Source organism: Streptomyces sp. NPDC031064 (assembly GCF_055570965.1).
In genome coordinates, this window is record NZ_JBVIGF010000004.1 from 75,766 (window position 1) to 91,492 (window position 15,727).

Genomic DNA, 15,727 nt, shown 5'->3' on the forward strand with positions numbered 1-15,727 from the left:
GAAAAAAAAAGAAGGAAACGAGAAAAAAAAAAAAAAAACAACCACCCACCCCGGAACCCCCCCCCCCCCCCCCCCCCCCCCCCCGCGCCCGTCCCGGTTTGCTCGGATTCCGCCTCCCACTCGAATTTCGTCCCCCTCGGACTGGCGTCGCGTGGCTGCGCCGGGAGCCGCTCGCCCGGTAGGCTTTCCGTGTGATCTTCAAGCGCATCGGTAACGGGCGGCCGTATCCCGACCACGGCCGGGAAAGCACCCGGCAGTGGGCGGATGTCGCGCCGCGCCCGGTCCGCCTCGATCAGCTCGTGACCACCAAGGGGCAGCTCGACCTGGAGACGCTCCTCGCCGAGGACTCGACCTTCTACGGCGATCTCTTCGCGCACGTCGTGAAGTGGCAGGGCGATCTCTACCTCGAGGACGGACTGCACCGCGCCGTACGCGCGGCTCTGCAACAGCGGCAGGTCCTGCACGCCCGCGTGCTCGAACTGGACTGACTCGAACCGGACGGACGACAACCTGACTGAGCGGTCGGCGACCGTCGGCGGCACCGCCATGTCAGCCTTTCGGGCCCTTTCCCACCCGTCCGGCCCCCATGGGCTGATCGTTTAGTAGGCATAGTCACCGGGCGGCATTACGCTGCGCCCATGAGCATGCTCACTCCCCCCGGTATGGGCGGAAAGTACCGCATTACGGGTGATGCCTACCCGCGCATGCGCCGCCCCCGACGCCGGCGCCGGATCATGGTCGCGGCGCTCGCCGCAGTGGTCGCCCTCGGCCTGGGCGGCTGGGGAACGCTACAGCTCATCGATGTCTTCGGCGGGGGCGGCACCGACACCCGCGCCCGCACCGCGGCCGGGCCCGGGTGCAAGCCCCGCAAGAACCCCGTGACACCGGTCCACGTGCCCCTCAAGCCCGCCCAGATCACGGTGAACGTCTACAACGCGACCCCGCGCGCGGGCCTCGCCAAGTCGACCGCCGACGAGCTGAAGAAGCGCGGCTTCGTCATCGGCAAGGTGGGCAACGCCCCGGCCGCGTACGACAAGAAGGTCCCCGGCCCCGGGATACTGCTCGGCGCCACCGGGGCCCGCGACAACGCCTTCCCCGTCCTCCGTACGCAGCTCAAGGGTGCCGCGCTCAAGATGGACACGCGCGCCACGGCGGACGTGGACCTGATCATCGGTACGGCGTTCAAGAGCCTGACACCGCCGAAGGACGCGACCGCCGCCCTGGCCGCCCTGGCCAAGCCCGCGCCCGCGCCCTCCGGAAAGTGCTGAGCGGCCGTCCCGCGAACCGCTGATCGGCCGTCCCGCGAACCGTCAGTCGGCCGTCCCGTACATCCGGTCGCCCGCGTCGCCGAGGCCCGGGACGATGTAGCCGTGCTCGTTGAGGCGCTCGTCGACCGAGGCCGTCACGACCGTCACCGGCGTGCCCGCCAGCTCGCGCTCCATGACCTCGACGCCCTCGGGCGCCGCCAGCAGCACGACCGCCGTCACGTCGTCCGCGCCGCGCTTGATCAGCTCCTGGATCGCGGCGACCAGCGTGCCGCCGGTGGCCAGCATCGGGTCCAGGACGTACACCTGGCGCCCGGAGAGGTCCTCCGGCATCCGGGTGGCGTACGTGGACGCCTCCAGCGTCTCCTCGTTGCGGATCATGCCGAGGAAGCCCACCTCGGCGGTCGGCAGCAGCCGCACCATGCCGTCGAGCATGCCCAGGCCCGCCCGCAGGATCGGCACCACCAGCGGCTTCGGGCTCGACAGCTTCACGCCGGTCGTCCGGGTCACCGGGGTCTCGATGTCGACCTGCTCGGTGCGCACGTCCCGGGTGGCCTCGTACGCGAGCAGGGTGACCAGCTCGTCGGCGAGCCGCCGGAAGGTCGGGGAGTCGGTGCGCCTGTCGCGCAGCGTGGTGAGTTTGTGCGCCACCAGCGGGTGGTCGACGACGTGGATCCGCATGCCCTCAACAGTAGCCCGCACTGGCATCAACCCCCGCCGCGGAGGGAAGGTGGGGTGGACGGACCCAGCCTGGGGGTGGTCGCGATGCCGGAGCCGGAAGAGCCGGAGCGGGAGCGGGACGGCCGGGCGCCGGACCGCCAGGAGAGCGACGCCGAGCGCAGGCGCCGCCGCGCCCAGTTCCTGCGCGAGCTGAACGAGGCGAAAGCACTGCGCGACCGCGTCCAGCCACGCCGGGCGAGAGCCGCCAGGATGCGCCAGGCAATGCGGATGCGCACGTTCCGCTGGTGACACGGACCGGCATCGGACTCAGACTGGTGCACGACGCAAGAGCGGAACACCTCTCCTGAGGGCCTCGCATCTGCCACGATGCCGATGGGCGGGGCATTCAGGAGCGTGCCGCCCGATCGTCACACCTCTGATCAGTGGGAGAGTCACGGTGTACTTCGCCGCACTGCTCGCGCGCACCGAAGACGGGTGGGAAGCGAGCGACACAGAGCTCGACGATGTGGAGACCTTGTCGGATCTGACCGAGCTTGCCCGCGAGGCCTCGGTGGACGACGACACAGTGATCGTCTTCATCGAGCAGGAGGACGCATGGTTCGGCATCGTCCGCGTGGAGGGTGAGGACGACCCTCGGATCTACGTATCCGACGGAGCGGCCGCCGCCCGCTCCTCGTACGGGGAGATCCTCACCAAGGAACTGCTGGGCGACGACCAGGAGGACGACGGCCCCGACCTGGACGCGCTGGACCTCGACGGCACCGAGGACGGGGAGCCGGCCGAGGACGACGACGAGGAGGAATCGGCGGTGACGGCCGAGGCCGTGCCCGCGGAGCCGGTCGGCGACCGGCTGGTCCTGGCCGACCTGGGCATGTCCGAGGAGGACCTGCTGGCGCTCGACACCGACGCGCTGTCGGAGATCGCGGACGCGCTCGGCGCCGCGGAGGTGCTGGAGGCCGTCCGCTAGTGCGTCCCGCACCGACAGCACCCACACCCTCCGCCCCGGACCCCGCTCGGGACCCCGTCCGGGAGCCGTGGCGGGCGCCGATGCGCCACGCGCTGGAGGAGGCCGAGCGAGCCGCGCGGGCCGGCGACGTACCGGTCGGCGCGGTCGTCCTGTCCCCGGACGGCACGGTGCTCGCCACCGGTCACAACGAACGCGAGGCGACCGGCGATCCGACCGCGCACGCCGAGGTCCTGGCGCTGCGCCGGGCCGCCGAGGCGTACGGGGAGTGGCGGCTGACGGGGTGCACGCTGGTCGTCACCCTGGAGCCGTGCGTGATGTGCGCGGGCGCGCTCGTGCAGTCCCGGGTGGACCGGCTGGTGTTCGGGGCCGTGGACGAGAAGGCGGGCGCGGTCGGATCGCTGTGGGACCTCGTACGGGACCGGCGGCTCAACCACCGGCCCGAGGTGATCCAGGGCGTGCTGGCCGAGGAGTGCGCGGCGCTCCTCACCCGCTTCTTCCGCGACCGCTGACGCGACGTGGAGCCCCGCCGACAACGGATTTCTTCGTAGCGGCACCTTTGGGCTAAGCTCTCTCTCGGTAGCGTGTCCGAGCGGCCGAAGGAGCTCGCCTCGAAAGCGAGTGTGGCGCAAGTCACCGAGGGTTCAAATCCCTCCGCTACCGCTCTTGTGTGAAGGGCCCCGACGCATCGGCGTCGGGGCCCTTCCGCGTGTCCGTGGGAAAAGGTGGACGGAAAAAGGTGGACGGGGGGAGCGGCATCGGGGGGACAAGCCGCTCCCCCCGATGAGAACCGGACCCGCACGTCCGAGCCGCTCCGGGGGAAGCGCGCGGCACGGACCCGCCGCAGTGGGACCGGTTCGCTCACCCCGCGGGTTCCTGCCGGGCCCGCCGGGCTCACCGTCCATGCTCCGCCCCGCGCCTTCCCGGCGGGACCGGCAAAAGCCCCCGATGGGGAGGGCCTTGGTCCTTAAAGGCTCGGTTAGACTCACCCGACCGCCCACGGGATCGCAGGGGAGAGACGGGGAGCCAGGGTCAGATGGTGCAGGCCAAGAAGATCACGCTGTACGTCCTCGTCGTCTTCGTGCTCTACACGATCATCAACTCCCCACAGCGCGCCGCCGACCTCGTAGGGGTAGGGTTCGAGGGCATTTCGAGCGCCGCGCAGGGCGTCGGCGACTTCATGACCGAGCTCGTCAACTAGGAGTTCCTGTGATCCGCCACCTGGTCCTGTTCAAGCTCAACGACGGGGTGCGGCGCGACGAGCCGCGCGTCGCCGAGGGCGTGAAGGCGTTCGAGGAGCTCGGTGGGCTCATCCCGGAGCTGGAGTTCTGGGAGTGCGCCTGGAACATCACGGACCGGGACATCGCGTACGACTTCGCCATCAACTCGGCGGTCGCGGACAAGGACGCGCTGAAGCGCTACATCGAGCACCCGGCCCACCAGGCCGCCGCCGGCCAGTGGCGCGAGTTCGCCACATGGGTGATCGCCGACTACGAGTTCTGAGCCCCCGCGCCACCTCCGGCGCCTCCGGGACACGAGCCCCGCACCCCACTGGTGCGGGGCTTTTCGTGTGCGTACGTCGACAACACGACGTTATCAGGTGCTTGCACACAGTGGACATGTCTTGTGATGCTATGACCGCTTTTGACGGATGAGTTGACCGTAATTGACCGCGAGACTCGCGAGACCGACCGCGAAGGGGTGGCGTGAACGTGCCGGCCAGTACGACGCCTCAACAGGTGCCGCCCCAGAACGAATCGGAGGCCCGCACCAAGGCACAGGGGCGGGCCGCCGACACCCGAGCGCTCACCCAGGTGCTGTTCGGCCAGCTCAAGACGCTGGAGCCGGGGACCCCGGAGCACACCCGGGTGCGCGGGGCCCTCATCGAGGCGAACCTGCCGCTGGTGCGGTACGCCGCCGCCCGCTTCCGCTCCCGCAACGAGCCCATGGAGGACGTGGTCCAGGTCGGCACCATCGGGCTGATCAACGCGATCGACCGGTTCGACCCGGACCGGGGCGTGCAGTTCCCGACGTTCGCCATGCCCACCGTCGTCGGCGAGATCAAGCGGTATTTCCGCGACAACGTCCGCACCGTCCACGTACCGCGCCGGCTGCACGAGCTGTGGGTGCAGGTCAACGGCGCGACCGAGGACCTGACGACGGCTCACGGCCGATCCCCCACGACCGCCGAGATCGCCGACCGGCTGAAGATCTCCGAGGACGAGGTGCTGTCCTGCATCGAGGCGGGCCGCTCGTACCACGCGACGTCCCTGGAGGCCGCCCAGGAGGGCGACGGCATGCCGGGGCTGCTGGACCGGCTCGGCTACGAGGACCCGGCGCTGGCGGGGGTCGAACACCGCGACCTGGTGCGGCACCTGCTGGTGCAACTGCCCGAGCGGGAGCAGCGAATCCTGATGCTCCGCTATTACAGCAACCTGACCCAGTCTCAGATCAGCCAGGAACTGGGCGTCTCGCAGATGCATGTGTCAAGGCTTCTGGCGCGGAGCTTCGCCCGCCTCAGGTCCGCAAATCGAATCGATGCGTAACCTGATCGGGTAGACCCGTTCAGCCCTGGATCGAGTGGCCAAAAGGCCCCACACCCCCAGTTTCCTGCGCATACTTGCCGCATTCTTGTCGACAAGTCACTACAGCGTGTTGCCGACATGTGACATTCTGCTGGAACCGCGTTTGCCGCAGTCTCGGCGCCGGTATTCAGGTGGAGGCTGCGTTCCTCCGATGGTCGCGGCCCACGCGACCGTCCGCGACCTCAAGGGGGTGGCATGTCCGCAGAACAGGGCAGCTCGAAGGTGCTCACGCTCACGCCCGTGCCGGCGTCCGTGCCCGCGCAGAGCCAGAGCGAACCCGCACCGCTTCCCGACACGGCGCCGGAAGCCATCGACACCCGCACCCTGTCCCGCTCCCTGTTCCTGCGGCTCGCCGCCCTGGACGCCGAAGGCGCGGACGGCCCGGAGCGCACGTACGTGCGGGACACGCTCATCGAGCTGAACCTGCCGCTCGTGCGGTACGCGGCCGCCCGCTTCCGCTCGCGCAACGAGCCGATGGAGGACATCGTCCAGGTCGGCACCATCGGACTGATCAAGGCGATCGACCGGTTCGACTGCGAACGGGGCGTGGAGTTCCCGACGTTCGCGATGCCGACGGTCGTCGGTGAGATCAAGCGGTTCTTCCGCGACACCTCGTGGTCGGTGCGCGTGCCGCGCCGGCTCCAGGAGCTGCGGCTGGCGCTGACCAAGGCCAGCGACGAGCTGGCACAGAAGCTCGACCGTTCGCCGACCGTCCCCGAACTGGCCGCCGTGCTGGGCGTGTCGGAGGACGACGTCGTCGACGGCCTCGCGGTCGGCAACGCGTACACGGCGTCGTCGCTGGACTCGCCCTCCCCCGAGGACGACGGCGGCGAGGGCTCGCTGGCGGACCGGCTCGGGTACGAGGACAGCGCCCTGGAGGGCGTCGAGTACCGGGAGTCGCTCAAGCCGCTGCTGGCCAAACTCCCGCCCCGCGAGCGGCAGATCATCATGCTGCGGTTCTTCGCCAACATGACGCAGTCGCAGATCGGCGAGGAGGTCGGCATCTCGCAGATGCACGTCTCGCGACTGCTGACGCGCACGCTCGCCCAGCTCCGCGAGGGGCTCATCTCCGACTGACACCCTCACGGCACGGGGGTTCATAACTGACGGTTCGTCATCCACACTGGCGCGATGAACCGTCGACTTGGGCCAGCGGCGATGGCGGTGGCGCTCTGCCTGTGCGGGGCGCTGACCGCGTGCGGGAACGGCGCCGGGGAAGGGCGCGCCGCCACGGGAGCGGTCGGGGCGGGTGCCGGCCACCCCGGCGGCTCGGGTCCGGTCCCGCCGTCGGGCGAGGTCGTGCTCGTACCACTGGACGGCCGCGGACCATCGGGTACGGGGGCGCCGTCCGGTACGGGTACGGGGGCGCCGTCCGCGTCGCTCGCGCCGCCGGGCGCCTCCCGCACGGCCGGTCCGACCGCGCCGGGCACGACGACCGCGCCGTCCGCGCCGGGCACGACGGCCGGCCCGTCCGCCTCCGCCCCGGGCACGCCGCCCACCACGCCGCCCCGGCAGCCGCACGAGCCGCCACAGCCGCCGCCCGGCACCACCGCGCCACCCGGCACCACCGCGCCGCCCCGCCCCGCCGCCCTCGTGGTCGGCGGACCGATCCGGGCGCCCGGCGACCGGCGCTGGTGCGAGAGGGTCACCGTGGAGTTCCACAACACCGGTGGCTCACCGGTGCGTTCGGGCACCGCCACCTTCGCGACGCACGTCATCGGGGCGCTCGGCGTCGACTGGGCGACCGTCGAGACGGCTCAGCCGCTGCCCGCGCCGATCGCGGCGGGCGCGACGAAGACGGGGACGTACACGGTCTGCGTGGACGCCTGGCGGGTGCCGCTGGGCATGCACATCGAGACCCGGGACGTCACCGCCTCCTGGGAATAGAGGCCCGGAAACAACGTCCCGGAAACCGAGCCCGGGAAACAGGGGACGATCAGCCGAGCGCGAGCCAGGCGACCGCGGCGACGATCACGACGACCACGACGACGCCGGCGATCAGGCCGACCCGCGGCCCCGACTGGGCCGCCACCTGCTGCTGCCGCTGCGGCGTGCCCTCGTCGACGAAGGCGCGGAACATCTGCGTGCTGCCCGCCGGGTCGTAGTTGCCGTCGGGGCCCTGGGGGTTGTGTGCCATGGGGCAGGACCCTAGCGAACCTGGTCCGGCCACCCAACCCTCGCCTTCCTTTGCCAGGACTTTAGCCACCTTCGCCCCTTTTTAGTTTGCCTGTAGCAACCAACCTCTTCTATGGTTGCCCTAAGCAACAAGATGCTGGGGGTGCCCATGGCCGAGCGGAGTCAGTACGAAGAGCTGGCCCGGCAACTGAGCGCCATCGGTGCCGTCAAGCGCGGACTCTCGCGGCTGCTGCCCGTGGAGTGCCCGGCCGGCTCCGCCGCCGTCCTCGCCCTCCTCGACCGGTACGGCGAGATGCGCATGAGCCGCCTCGCCGAGCTGCTCGCCGTCGACATGTCGGTGACCAGCCGGCATGTGGCGCACGTCGCCGAGCGGGGCTGGATCGAACGGCAGCCCCACCCGGGCGACAGACGTTCCCGCATCCTCCGCCTCACCCCGGCGGGCAAGGCCCTGCTCGACGACCTCGGCCGTCGGTCGGCGGACCTGTTCGCCCACCACCTGAAGGACTGGTCCGACGACGAGGTCGGACAGCTCAACGCGATGCTGGCCCGGCTCCGTACCTCCTTCGGAGACTGCCGGCCCCACACCACACCACGCACGTAAGGAAGTTCATGGCTACGACCACACCAACCGGTGTGCGGGGCGGCCACGCCAAGACCCATGACAGTGGCGCGCCGATGACGCACCGGCAGATCATGGAGGCGCTCTCCGGGCTGCTGCTCGGGATGTTCGTCGCCATCCTGTCCTCGACGATCGTCTCCAACGCCCTGCCCGAGATCATCTCCGACCTCGGCGGCGGCCAGAGCGCCTACACCTGGGTCGTGACCGCCTCGCTGCTCGCGATGACGGCGACCACCCCGCTGTGGGGCAAGCTCGCGGACCTCTTCTCCAAGAAGCTGCTGGTCCAGATAGCCCTGGTCATCTACGTGCTGGGCTCGGTCGTCGCCGGCCTCTCCCAGAACGCCGGCATGCTCATCGCCTGCCGCGTCGTCCAGGGCATCGGCGTCGGCGGCCTGTCGGCCCTCGCGCAGATCGTGATGGCCGCGATGATCTCCCCGCGCGAGCGCGGCCGCTACAGCGGCTACCTGGGCGCCACCTTCGCCGTCGCCACCGTCGGCGGCCCGCTGCTCGGCGGCGTGATCACCGACACCGACTGGCTGGGCTGGCGCTGGTGCTTCTACGTGGGCGTGCCCTTCGCGGTGATCGCGCTGATCGTGCTCCAGAAGACCCTGAAGCTGCCGGTCGTCCGGCGTCAGGTGAAGGTCGACTGGTCGGGCGCGTTCTTCATCAGCGCGGCCGTCTCGCTGCTGCTGGTGTGGGTCACCTTCGCCGGTGACAAGTACGACTGGGTGTCGTGGCAGACGTACGCCATGGTCGGCGGGTCGGTCGTGCTCGGTGCGCTGTTCCTGCTCGTCGAGTCGCGGGCGAGCGACCCGATCATCCCGCTGCGGCTGTTCCGCAACCGCACCATCACGCTCGCCTCGGTCGCGTCGCTCTTCGTCGGTGTCGCGATGTTCGCGGGCACGGTCTTCTTCAGCCAGTACTTCCAGCTCGCGCGCGACAAGTCGCCGACGATGTCGGGCGTCATGACGATCCCGATGATCGGGGGCCTGTTCGTCTCGTCGACGGTCTCGGGCTGGGTCATCACCAGGACGGGCCGCTGGAAGGCGTGGCTGGTCAGCGGTGGTGTGCTGGTGACGGCGGGCCTTGGCCTGCTGGGGACGATCCGGTACGACACGGAGTACTGGCACATCGCGCTCTTCATGGCCGTCATGGGCCTGGGCCTCGGCATGATGATGCAGAACCTCGTGCTGTGCACCCAGAACCAGGTCGACCCCTCGGACCTCGGGGCCGCGTCGTCCGTCGTCACCTTCTTCCGGTCCCTGGGCGGTGCCGTCGGCGTCTCGGCGCTGGGCGCGGTCATGGCCAACCGGGTCACCCACTACGTCCAGGACGGCCTCGCCGGCCTGGGCCCGCAGGGCGCGGCGATGGGCCACGGCGGTACGGCCGGCGGCGGCATCCCCGACCTGGACGCGCTGCCCGCGCCGTTCCGCACGGTCGTGGAGACGGCGTACGGGCACGGTGTGGGGGACGTCTTCCTCTACTCGGCCCCCTTCGCCCTGCTCGCCTTCCTCGTGACGCTGTTCATCAAGGAGGTCGCGTTGAAGAGCAACGCGAAGCCGGAGCCGGAGTCCGCTGCTGAGGCACCGGTCGTCGCCGATTCCCCGGCCGCCGCGCCCGCGCACGGCACCCCCGCGCACGCCACCCCCGCCGACGGCACCCCCGCGCACGGCACGCCCGTCCACGGCACCCCCGCGCACGGCACGCCCGTCCACGGCACCCCCGCGCACGCCGCGCACGCGCACGGCACCCCTGTCCACGGCACCGTCCGCACCGCCGAGGGCGCACCGGTCGCCCGGGCCGCCGTCACGCTGATCTCCCTCGGCGGACGGCAGCTCGGCCGCGCGGTCGCACAGGCCGACGGCGGTTACGCGCTGGACGCCCCGGGCTCCGGCTCGTACGTCCTGATCGCCTCGGCCGACGGCTTCCAGCCGCAGGCCTCCACGGTCGTGGTCGGGGCGGAGCCGCTGGCGTACGACATCCTCCTGTCCGGTACGAGCGGGCTGGTCGGCTCGGTCCGGGCGGCCGAGGGCGGGGAGCCCGTCGAGGGCGCGATGGTGATCGTCACGGATGTGCGCGGCGACGTCCTCGCCACCGGCACGTCCACCCAGGACGGCACCTTCGCCTTCGCCGAGCTGGTGCCGGGCACCGTGACCGTCGCGGTGAACGCCGACGGCTACCGGCCGCTCGCCCTGCCGGTCGAGATCGGCGGCCAGGGCGTGACCCGGGTGGAGGCCCTCCTCCGATCGGGCGCCCGGCTCCGGGGCACGGTACGCGCCGGGGCGGACCACCGGGCCCTGGCGGACGCGCGGGTCACGCTCGTCGACGCGGCCGGGAACGTCGTCGCGACGGCGACCACCGGCGAGGACGGCGCGTACGCGTTCGCCGACCTCGACGCGGGCGAGTACACGGTCATCGCGACCGGCTACCCGCCGGTGGCCGGTGCCCTGACCGTGGCCGGCGGCGGAGTGGACGGCCACGACATCGAGCTCGCCCACCCCGGCGAGTAGGCGACATCAAGAACCCCCGGCCGCACGTCGAGCGGAGGCGCGGCCGGGCACCGGGGCGGCAGGCAGGGGACGGCCTGCCGCCCCTCCTCAACTCGACGAGGGAGAGATACGGGAATGGGACTTCGCGCACAGGTACGCACCCGCGACGGGTGGGCCGTCCAGCACGCCGTGGTGACCGTCACCGACATGACCGGCGCGCAGGTGCTGCGGGCGGGCGCCGACGCCGAGGGGGCGGTCGTCGCGGACGCGCCCCTCGCCCCCGGCCCGTACACGGTGATCGTGACGGCCGTCGGGTACGCCCCGGCGGCGTCCACCGCGCTGGTGACGGCGAGCGGGCGGGCCGACGTCGGCACGGTCGTGCTGGCACGGGCGGGCGGCGTCGAACTGCCGCCGCCGGGCGCCTGGACGCTGGACCCGGCGCACTCGTCAGTGGGCGCGGTCGCGCAGCACCTGGGCATCTCCAGCGTGCACGGCCGGTTCACCGACTTCGGCGGCCGGATCGAGATCGCCCCGGACCTCGCCGCCTCCCGGGTGGACGCGGTGATAGCGGCCGCGTCCATCGACACGGGCAACGCGCTGCGCGACAAGCACCTGAAGTCACCGGACTTCCTGGACGTGGACACGTACCCCGAGATCACCTACCGCGGCCACGCCCTCACCCCGGCGGGGACCGACCGCTGGACCGTGCACGGGTCCCTGTCGCTCCACGGCGTCGTCCGTGACGTCGACCTCGACCTCACGTACCTGGGCACGGGCCCGGACCCCTGGGGCGGGGTGCGCGCCGCCTTCCGCGCGACGGCGCAGTTGCGCCGGGAGGACTTCGCCATGAACTACAACCAGGTGCTCCAGGCGGGCATCTCGGCGATCGGCACGACTCTGCGGGTCGAACTGGACATCCAGGCGGTGCGGGGGGACGTGCTGCCGTAGGGCGCCGCACGGGTCTGTCCGTCACCGGCCGGGCTCCGTACGCTGCGGCCATGGAATGGACAGCACTGGTCAGCACGGCGCTGGGGGCGGTGATCGGTGTGGGGAGCACCCTGCTCGCGGACCGCTTACGTTGGAAACGCGACACCGGAGAGCGGGAAAGGGAGACGCTCCACGCCACGTACGCCCAGTTCCTGGAAGCGTTGACACAGGCCCGGGACCTGATCAGCCATGCGAGCCGGGACTTCACCGCTGCCGAAGAGCATCGGCAGTCCGTGATGACGGCTTTGCTCGACCATGGAGTGCACGTCAAGCAATACCAGTTGGAGCTTCTGGCTCCCCCGCAGGTCGTGGCGAGAGCCAGGGACGCCGCAGACAAGCTGACCGCGTACCGGGACGTGGTGGTCGAGGGCGGCAAGCGGGACGATCCTCAATGCACCGAGGCGCGGCGCGCGTTCCGCTCGTCCCGTCAGGAGCTGATGGAAGCGATGCGCGGTGCCGTGGCGCACCGGAGCGGCCACGGCCGCTGACAACGTCCCGGGCAACGTCCGGGGCGCCCGCCGGGGGACGCCGGGGCCGCGCCGCGAGGGCCGCCGGGCCGCCGGGGGGGGCGCGGGTCGCCGAGGGGCCGCACTCAGGTGTCCTGCTCCACCATCGCCTCGATGCCCGCGATCTGTATGTCCAGCGCGAACTGGAAGTCCCGCTCCCGCATCTCCGCCACCGTGTCGCCGCCACGGGCCTCCATCATCCGCTCGGCGTGCTCGAAGTCCGCCTTGTACGCGGGCTGTTCGCGGACGATGCCCATGGCGTGCTGGAAGAACTCGTCCTGGGTCATCCCGGCCTCCGCGCACCGCTGCCGGAAGTGGCCCTCGATCGTGCCGAAGCCGTAGACGAACTGGAAGACCGAGGCCATCGCGCCGGACTGGACGTGCAGGGGCAGCCCCGTGTTGGCGATCACCTGCTGGGCCGTGCGCGCGAACGCCATCGAGCGGGGGCCGATGTTGAGGAAGTGGCCGACCAGTGAGGAGGCCCACGGGTGGGCGACGAAGAGCTCGCGGTAGGACGTGGCGAGCTGCCGGAGCTGCTCGCGCCAGTCCGTGCCGGGCCCGGTGTCCGGGATCGCCAGCTCGCCCACGACCCGGTCGAGCGCCAGCTCCAGGAGGTCGTCCTTGGTGTCGACGTACCAGTAGACCGACATCGCGGTGACCTTCAGCTCGGCCGCGAGCTTGCGCATCGAGAACTTGGCGAGCCCCTCCGCGTCGAGCAGCCGCACCGCCGCTTCGGTGATCTTCTCGCGGTCGAGCCCGGACGGCTGCTCGGCCTTCCGGGCGCGGGGCGACTTGCCCTCCAGCCACACGCTCGTCCGTCGCGCCGACACCATGGGCCTTCCTCCTCGTTCCTGGCCCGATGCTATGCCCGCTGCCGTTCCGCGCGCCGCAGCAGCACCGCCGCCAGCAGACCGCCCGCCAGCACCGCCACCGCGCCGACGAGCTGGCTGGTCTCCAGGCCGGTCGCGAACGCGTCGGCGATCCGGGCCCGCTCGGCGGGCCCGTCGGCCGCCGCGAGCGCGGCGGGCAGGGAAGCGGCCGATACGGAGACGAGCGCGGCGAAGCGGGAGTTGAGCACGGCGCCGAGGACGGCGACGCCCAGCCCGTTGCCGAACTCGGCGAGCGTGCCGTTGATGCCGGCGCCCACGCCCGCCTTCTCGGGCGGGATCGCGCTCATGATGGCGTTGGCCATGGCGGGCATGGACAGCGCGACGCCCGCGCCCATGACGACGAGCCCGAGGAGCATGCCGCCGTACCCGTGCGCCCCGCCGAGGACGGCGATGGCGGCGAGGCCGGCCGCGACCAGGGCCATGCCGATGGCGATGGTCCAGGGCGTACCGAGCTTGGGCAGCAGCCGCGCGCCGACGCCGGTGAGGTTGAGCACGACGACGGTGAGGGCGAGCGGCGCGGTCCGCAGACCCGCGTCGAGCGGCCCGTACCCGAGCACGAACTGGAGGTGCTGGGTGAGCAGGAACAGCGAGCCGGTCATGCCGAAGGCGACGAGGATGGCGCCCGCGACGGCGCCGACGAAGCGCTGGTTGCGGAAGAAGTGCATGTCGAGCATGGGGTGCGGGGTGCGCAGCTCCCACAGGGCGAACAGGCCGAGGACGGCCGCACCGAGCGCGGCGGAGACGAGGACCTGGCCGGAGGTCCAGCCGTGGTCGGGCCCGGAGATGATCGCGTACACGACCGCCGTCATGCCGATGGTGGAGAGCACGGCGCCGACGAGGTCCGGCCGGTCGCCCTGCTTGTGCTTGGACTCCGGTACGAGGGCGGCGACGGCGGCGAGACCGAGGAACGCGACCGGGATGTTGATCAGGAAGATCGCGCCCCACCAGAAGTGGTCGAGTACGAACCCGCCGAGCAGCGGCCCGGCCGCGAAGCCGAGCGAGCTGACCGTGGACCACAGGGCGATGGCCTTGACCCGCTCTGCCTCGTCGAAGATCTGCACGACGACGGCGAGGGTCGTGGTCATCAGCAGCGCGCCGCCGACGCCCATGCCCGCGCGGGCGGCGATCAACTGGCCGGACGACTGGGCGAGTCCGGCGGCCAGCGAGCCGATGCCGAACAGCGCGAGGCCGGTGAGCAGCATCTTCTTGCGGCCGTAGCGGTCGGCGGCGCTGCCGGCCGTGAGCAGCAGGCCGGACTGGACGAGCGAGTACGCGTTGATCATCCACTGGATGTCGGCGGTGGAGGCGTCGAGCTCCTTGGTGAGGGAGGGGATCGCGACGCTGAGCACGGTGTTGTCGAGCAGCACGGTGAGCTGGGCGAGGCAGATCACGCCGAGGATCAGCCAGCGCTGCGGGTGGCCGCCGGTGGCGGGGGTTTTCTGCTCGCTCCCGGCGGTGGTCGCCGTCATGGGGAGGGCTCCTTGTACGGTGTACGGGACTCGGTCTCGTACACCGTACAAGCGTCTGCCATACGCTGTATAACGCTTTTTAGGACGGCGTCGCCGGCTTGATCAGGTAGCCGGCGCCCCGCCGGGTGTGGATCATCGGCGCGCGGCCCGCGTCGATCTTCTTGCGCAGGTACGAGACGTAGAGCTCCACCACGTTGGCCCGGCCGCCGAAGTCGTAACTCCAGACCCGGTCCAGGATCTGCGCCTTGCTGAGCACGCGCCGCGGATTGCGCATGAGGAACCGCAGCAGCTCGAACTCGGTGGCGGTGAGGTGGATGTACTGCCCGTCCCGCGACACCTCGTGGCTGTCCTCGTCGAGCACCAGGTCCCCCACCACCAGCAGGGAGTCACCCCGCCCCGCCGTCACGCCCGAGCGCCGGATCAGCCCGCGCAGCCGCGCCACGACCTCCTCGAGACCGAACGGCTTGGTCACGTAGTCGTCCCCACCCGCCGTCAACCCCGCGATCCGCTCCTCCACCGCGCCCCTCACCGCTCCCGTCGCCGGGCCCTCCGCCGCGCCTGCCGCCGCGCCTACCGCCCCGCCTGCCGCCGCGCCCCTCGCTCCGCCCCTCGCCGCGTCCTTCGCCGTGAGGAACAGCACCGGCACGTCCGGCAGTTCGCGCCGCAGCCCGCCGAGCACCGCCGGCCTGTCCATGCCGGGCAGCGTCACGTCCAGCACGACGGCGTCCGGCCGGAAGTCCCGCGCCGAACGCACCGCCCCGGCGCCGTCCCGGGCGCTGCGCACCTCCCACCCCTCGTACCGCAGCGCCATGGACAACAGCCCGGTGAGCGCGTCCTCGTCGTCCACGACGAGCACCCGGACGGCACTGCCGTCGGGCCTGAGCATTGCGGTGCGCCCCTGGGGCGAGGTGACGGTCATGCTCCGAGGCTGCCGCGCACACGTGAAAGATCCCTTTCCCCTCTCTGTGAATTCCCTGAGAACCGCCCTCGTCCCGGACGGCCGGGAGGCGGCGGCGTGGTTGTCGGTGACATGCCCTACGCTGCGCTGCATCGGTCGCGCGGTCGGCGCCTCAGGGGCGCGGGGGCGGCGTGCGGCCCTTCTCATGTCACCCGGCCCATCCACCGGGTTCCTTCTG

At 71.4% G+C, this 15,727-nt stretch carries 19 protein-coding genes and 1 tRNA gene; 15 read left to right on the top strand and 5 right to left on the bottom strand.

Features of this window, described 5'->3' with window-relative positions; all coding sequences use genetic code 11:
* Positions 1 to 191 precede the first annotated feature (191 nt).
* Together ACZ46W_RS15585 and ACZ46W_RS15590 are read left to right on the top strand one after the other, a co-directional pair.
* Complete coding sequence (locus tag ACZ46W_RS15585; protein ID WP_003999914.1) at positions 192 to 488, top strand: type II toxin-antitoxin system VapB family antitoxin; 297 nt, start codon at positions 192 to 194, stop codon at positions 486 to 488.
* 150 nt (positions 489 to 638) lie between these two features.
* Entirely contained in the window at positions 639 to 1,268 is a 630-nt protein-coding gene (locus tag ACZ46W_RS15590; RefSeq protein WP_468337222.1) for a LytR C-terminal domain-containing protein, read from the top strand.
* 42 nt (positions 1,269 to 1,310) lie between these two features.
* On the opposite strand, the gene upp is transcribed toward ACZ46W_RS15590, so the two are convergent.
* Entirely contained in the window at positions 1,311 to 1,946 is a 636-nt protein-coding gene (gene upp, locus ACZ46W_RS15595) for a uracil phosphoribosyltransferase (protein ID WP_351824145.1), read from the bottom strand.
* Positions 1,947 to 2,030: 84 nt separating this feature from the next.
* Here upp and ACZ46W_RS15600 point away from each other — a divergent pair, with 84 nt between their 5' ends.
* The 9 genes from ACZ46W_RS15600 (at position 2,031) to ACZ46W_RS15640 (ending at position 7,382) form a co-directional block, all read left to right on the top strand.
* Positions 2,031 to 2,234, top strand: a complete 204-nt coding sequence (locus ACZ46W_RS15600) for a hypothetical protein (protein WP_468338745.1) — start codon at positions 2,031 to 2,033, stop codon at positions 2,232 to 2,234.
* 148 nt (positions 2,235 to 2,382) lie between these two features.
* Complete coding sequence (locus ACZ46W_RS15605) at positions 2,383 to 2,913, top strand: tRNA adenosine deaminase-associated protein (protein WP_468337226.1); 531 nt, start codon at positions 2,383 to 2,385, stop codon at positions 2,911 to 2,913.
* 80 nt (positions 2,914 to 2,993) lie between these two features.
* Positions 2,994 to 3,422 (top strand): tRNA adenosine(34) deaminase TadA, encoded by a 429-nt coding sequence (gene tadA, locus ACZ46W_RS15610; RefSeq protein ID WP_468337229.1) that lies wholly within the window; start codon positions 2,994 to 2,996, stop codon positions 3,420 to 3,422.
* 66 nt (positions 3,423 to 3,488) lie between these two features.
* Positions 3,489 to 3,573 (top strand) — tRNA-Ser (locus ACZ46W_RS15615).
* A gap of 373 nt (positions 3,574 to 3,946) precedes the next feature.
* Positions 3,947 to 4,111 carry a hypothetical protein gene (locus tag ACZ46W_RS15620; protein ID WP_198944136.1) on the top strand — a complete coding sequence of 55 codons (165 nt, stop codon included), beginning with the start codon at positions 3,947 to 3,949 and terminating at the stop codon, positions 4,109 to 4,111.
* Between the two features lie 8 nt (positions 4,112 to 4,119).
* Positions 4,120 to 4,413, top strand: coding sequence for a Dabb family protein (locus tag ACZ46W_RS15625; protein ID WP_468337232.1), 294 nt, complete (start codon positions 4,120 to 4,122; stop codon positions 4,411 to 4,413).
* Between the two features lie 236 nt (positions 4,414 to 4,649).
* Positions 4,650 to 5,456, top strand: coding sequence for an RNA polymerase sigma factor SigF (locus tag ACZ46W_RS15630; protein WP_468338747.1), 807 nt, complete (start codon positions 4,650 to 4,652; stop codon positions 5,454 to 5,456).
* A 234-nt stretch (positions 5,457 to 5,690) separates the two neighbouring features.
* Positions 5,691 to 6,572 carry an RNA polymerase sigma factor SigF gene (locus tag ACZ46W_RS15635; protein ID WP_366127899.1) on the top strand — a complete coding sequence of 294 codons (882 nt, stop codon included), beginning with the start codon at positions 5,691 to 5,693 and terminating at the stop codon, positions 6,570 to 6,572.
* Between the two features lie 54 nt (positions 6,573 to 6,626).
* Complete coding sequence (locus ACZ46W_RS15640) at positions 6,627 to 7,382, top strand: hypothetical protein (protein ID WP_468337236.1); 756 nt, start codon at positions 6,627 to 6,629, stop codon at positions 7,380 to 7,382.
* A 49-nt stretch (positions 7,383 to 7,431) separates the two neighbouring features.
* On the opposite strand, the gene ACZ46W_RS15645 is transcribed toward ACZ46W_RS15640, so the two are convergent.
* Positions 7,432 to 7,632: a hypothetical protein gene (locus tag ACZ46W_RS15645; protein WP_468337239.1), complete on the bottom strand. Its 201-nt coding sequence runs from the start codon at positions 7,630 to 7,632 to the stop codon at positions 7,432 to 7,434.
* Positions 7,633 to 7,779: 147 nt separating this feature from the next.
* Here ACZ46W_RS15645 and ACZ46W_RS15650 point away from each other — a divergent pair, with 147 nt between their 5' ends.
* The 4 genes from ACZ46W_RS15650 (at position 7,780) to ACZ46W_RS15665 (ending at position 12,214) form a co-directional block, all read left to right on the top strand.
* The gene (locus ACZ46W_RS15650) at positions 7,780 to 8,232 is read left to right on the top strand and encodes a MarR family winged helix-turn-helix transcriptional regulator (protein ID WP_366127902.1); all 453 of its coding nucleotides are present in this window, start codon (positions 7,780 to 7,782) and stop codon (positions 8,230 to 8,232) included.
* Between the two features lie 74 nt (positions 8,233 to 8,306).
* On the top strand, positions 8,307 to 10,760 hold the full coding sequence (locus ACZ46W_RS15655; RefSeq protein ID WP_468338749.1) for an MFS transporter: 2,454 nt from the start codon (positions 8,307 to 8,309) through the stop codon (positions 10,758 to 10,760).
* A gap of 114 nt (positions 10,761 to 10,874) precedes the next feature.
* A complete protein-coding gene (locus ACZ46W_RS15660) occupies positions 10,875 to 11,687 on the top strand; it encodes a YceI family protein (protein WP_468337242.1) in 813 nt (270 codons plus the stop codon).
* A 50-nt stretch (positions 11,688 to 11,737) separates the two neighbouring features.
* The gene (locus tag ACZ46W_RS15665) at positions 11,738 to 12,214 is read left to right on the top strand and encodes a hypothetical protein (protein WP_468337245.1); all 477 of its coding nucleotides are present in this window, start codon (positions 11,738 to 11,740) and stop codon (positions 12,212 to 12,214) included.
* 104 nt (positions 12,215 to 12,318) lie between these two features.
* On the opposite strand, the gene ACZ46W_RS15670 is transcribed toward ACZ46W_RS15665, so the two are convergent.
* From ACZ46W_RS15670 to ACZ46W_RS15680, 3 genes are all read right to left on the bottom strand, one after another.
* Positions 12,319 to 13,065, bottom strand: coding sequence for a TetR/AcrR family transcriptional regulator (locus ACZ46W_RS15670; protein ID WP_468337248.1), 747 nt, complete (start codon positions 13,063 to 13,065; stop codon positions 12,319 to 12,321).
* Positions 13,066 to 13,094: 29 nt separating this feature from the next.
* On the bottom strand, positions 13,095 to 14,591 hold the full coding sequence (locus ACZ46W_RS15675; RefSeq protein ID WP_468337250.1) for an MFS transporter: 1,497 nt from the start codon (positions 14,589 to 14,591) through the stop codon (positions 13,095 to 13,097).
* Between the two features lie 79 nt (positions 14,592 to 14,670).
* Positions 14,671 to 15,510, bottom strand: a complete 840-nt coding sequence (locus ACZ46W_RS15680; RefSeq protein ID WP_468337254.1) for a response regulator transcription factor — start codon at positions 15,508 to 15,510, stop codon at positions 14,671 to 14,673.
* Between the last annotated feature and the right edge of the window lie 217 nt (positions 15,511 to 15,727).

What these genes read in the sequence shown, in the direction of transcription:
- ACZ46W_RS15590 (WP_468337222.1), top strand. Translation starts at nt 639, where the DNA reads ATGAGCATGCTCACTCCCCCCGGTATGGGCGGAAAGTACCGCATTACG.
- upp (WP_351824145.1), bottom strand. Translation starts at nt 1,946, where the DNA reads ATGCGGATCCACGTCGTCGACCACCCGCTGGTGGCGCACAAACTCACC.
- ACZ46W_RS15600 (WP_468338745.1), top strand. Translation starts at nt 2,031, where the DNA reads ATGCCGGAGCCGGAAGAGCCGGAGCGGGAGCGGGACGGCCGGGCGCCG.
- tadA (WP_468337229.1), top strand. Translation starts at nt 2,994, where the DNA reads ATGCGCCACGCGCTGGAGGAGGCCGAGCGAGCCGCGCGGGCCGGCGAC.
- ACZ46W_RS15620 (WP_198944136.1), top strand. Translation starts at nt 3,947, where the DNA reads ATGGTGCAGGCCAAGAAGATCACGCTGTACGTCCTCGTCGTCTTCGTG.
- ACZ46W_RS15635 (WP_366127899.1), top strand. Translation starts at nt 5,691, where the DNA reads ATGTCCGCAGAACAGGGCAGCTCGAAGGTGCTCACGCTCACGCCCGTG.
- ACZ46W_RS15640 (WP_468337236.1), top strand. Translation starts at nt 6,627, where the DNA reads ATGAACCGTCGACTTGGGCCAGCGGCGATGGCGGTGGCGCTCTGCCTG.
- ACZ46W_RS15645 (WP_468337239.1), bottom strand. Translation starts at nt 7,632, where the DNA reads ATGGCACACAACCCCCAGGGCCCCGACGGCAACTACGACCCGGCGGGC.
- ACZ46W_RS15650 (WP_366127902.1), top strand. Translation starts at nt 7,780, where the DNA reads ATGGCCGAGCGGAGTCAGTACGAAGAGCTGGCCCGGCAACTGAGCGCC.
- ACZ46W_RS15655 (WP_468338749.1), top strand. Translation starts at nt 8,307, where the DNA reads ATGACGCACCGGCAGATCATGGAGGCGCTCTCCGGGCTGCTGCTCGGG.
- ACZ46W_RS15660 (WP_468337242.1), top strand. Translation starts at nt 10,875, where the DNA reads ATGGGACTTCGCGCACAGGTACGCACCCGCGACGGGTGGGCCGTCCAG.
- ACZ46W_RS15665 (WP_468337245.1), top strand. Translation starts at nt 11,738, where the DNA reads ATGGAATGGACAGCACTGGTCAGCACGGCGCTGGGGGCGGTGATCGGT.
- ACZ46W_RS15670 (WP_468337248.1), bottom strand. Translation starts at nt 13,065, where the DNA reads ATGGTGTCGGCGCGACGGACGAGCGTGTGGCTGGAGGGCAAGTCGCCC.
- ACZ46W_RS15675 (WP_468337250.1), bottom strand. Translation starts at nt 14,591, where the DNA reads ATGACGGCGACCACCGCCGGGAGCGAGCAGAAAACCCCCGCCACCGGC.
- ACZ46W_RS15680 (WP_468337254.1), bottom strand. Translation starts at nt 15,510, where the DNA reads ATGACCGTCACCTCGCCCCAGGGGCGCACCGCAATGCTCAGGCCCGAC.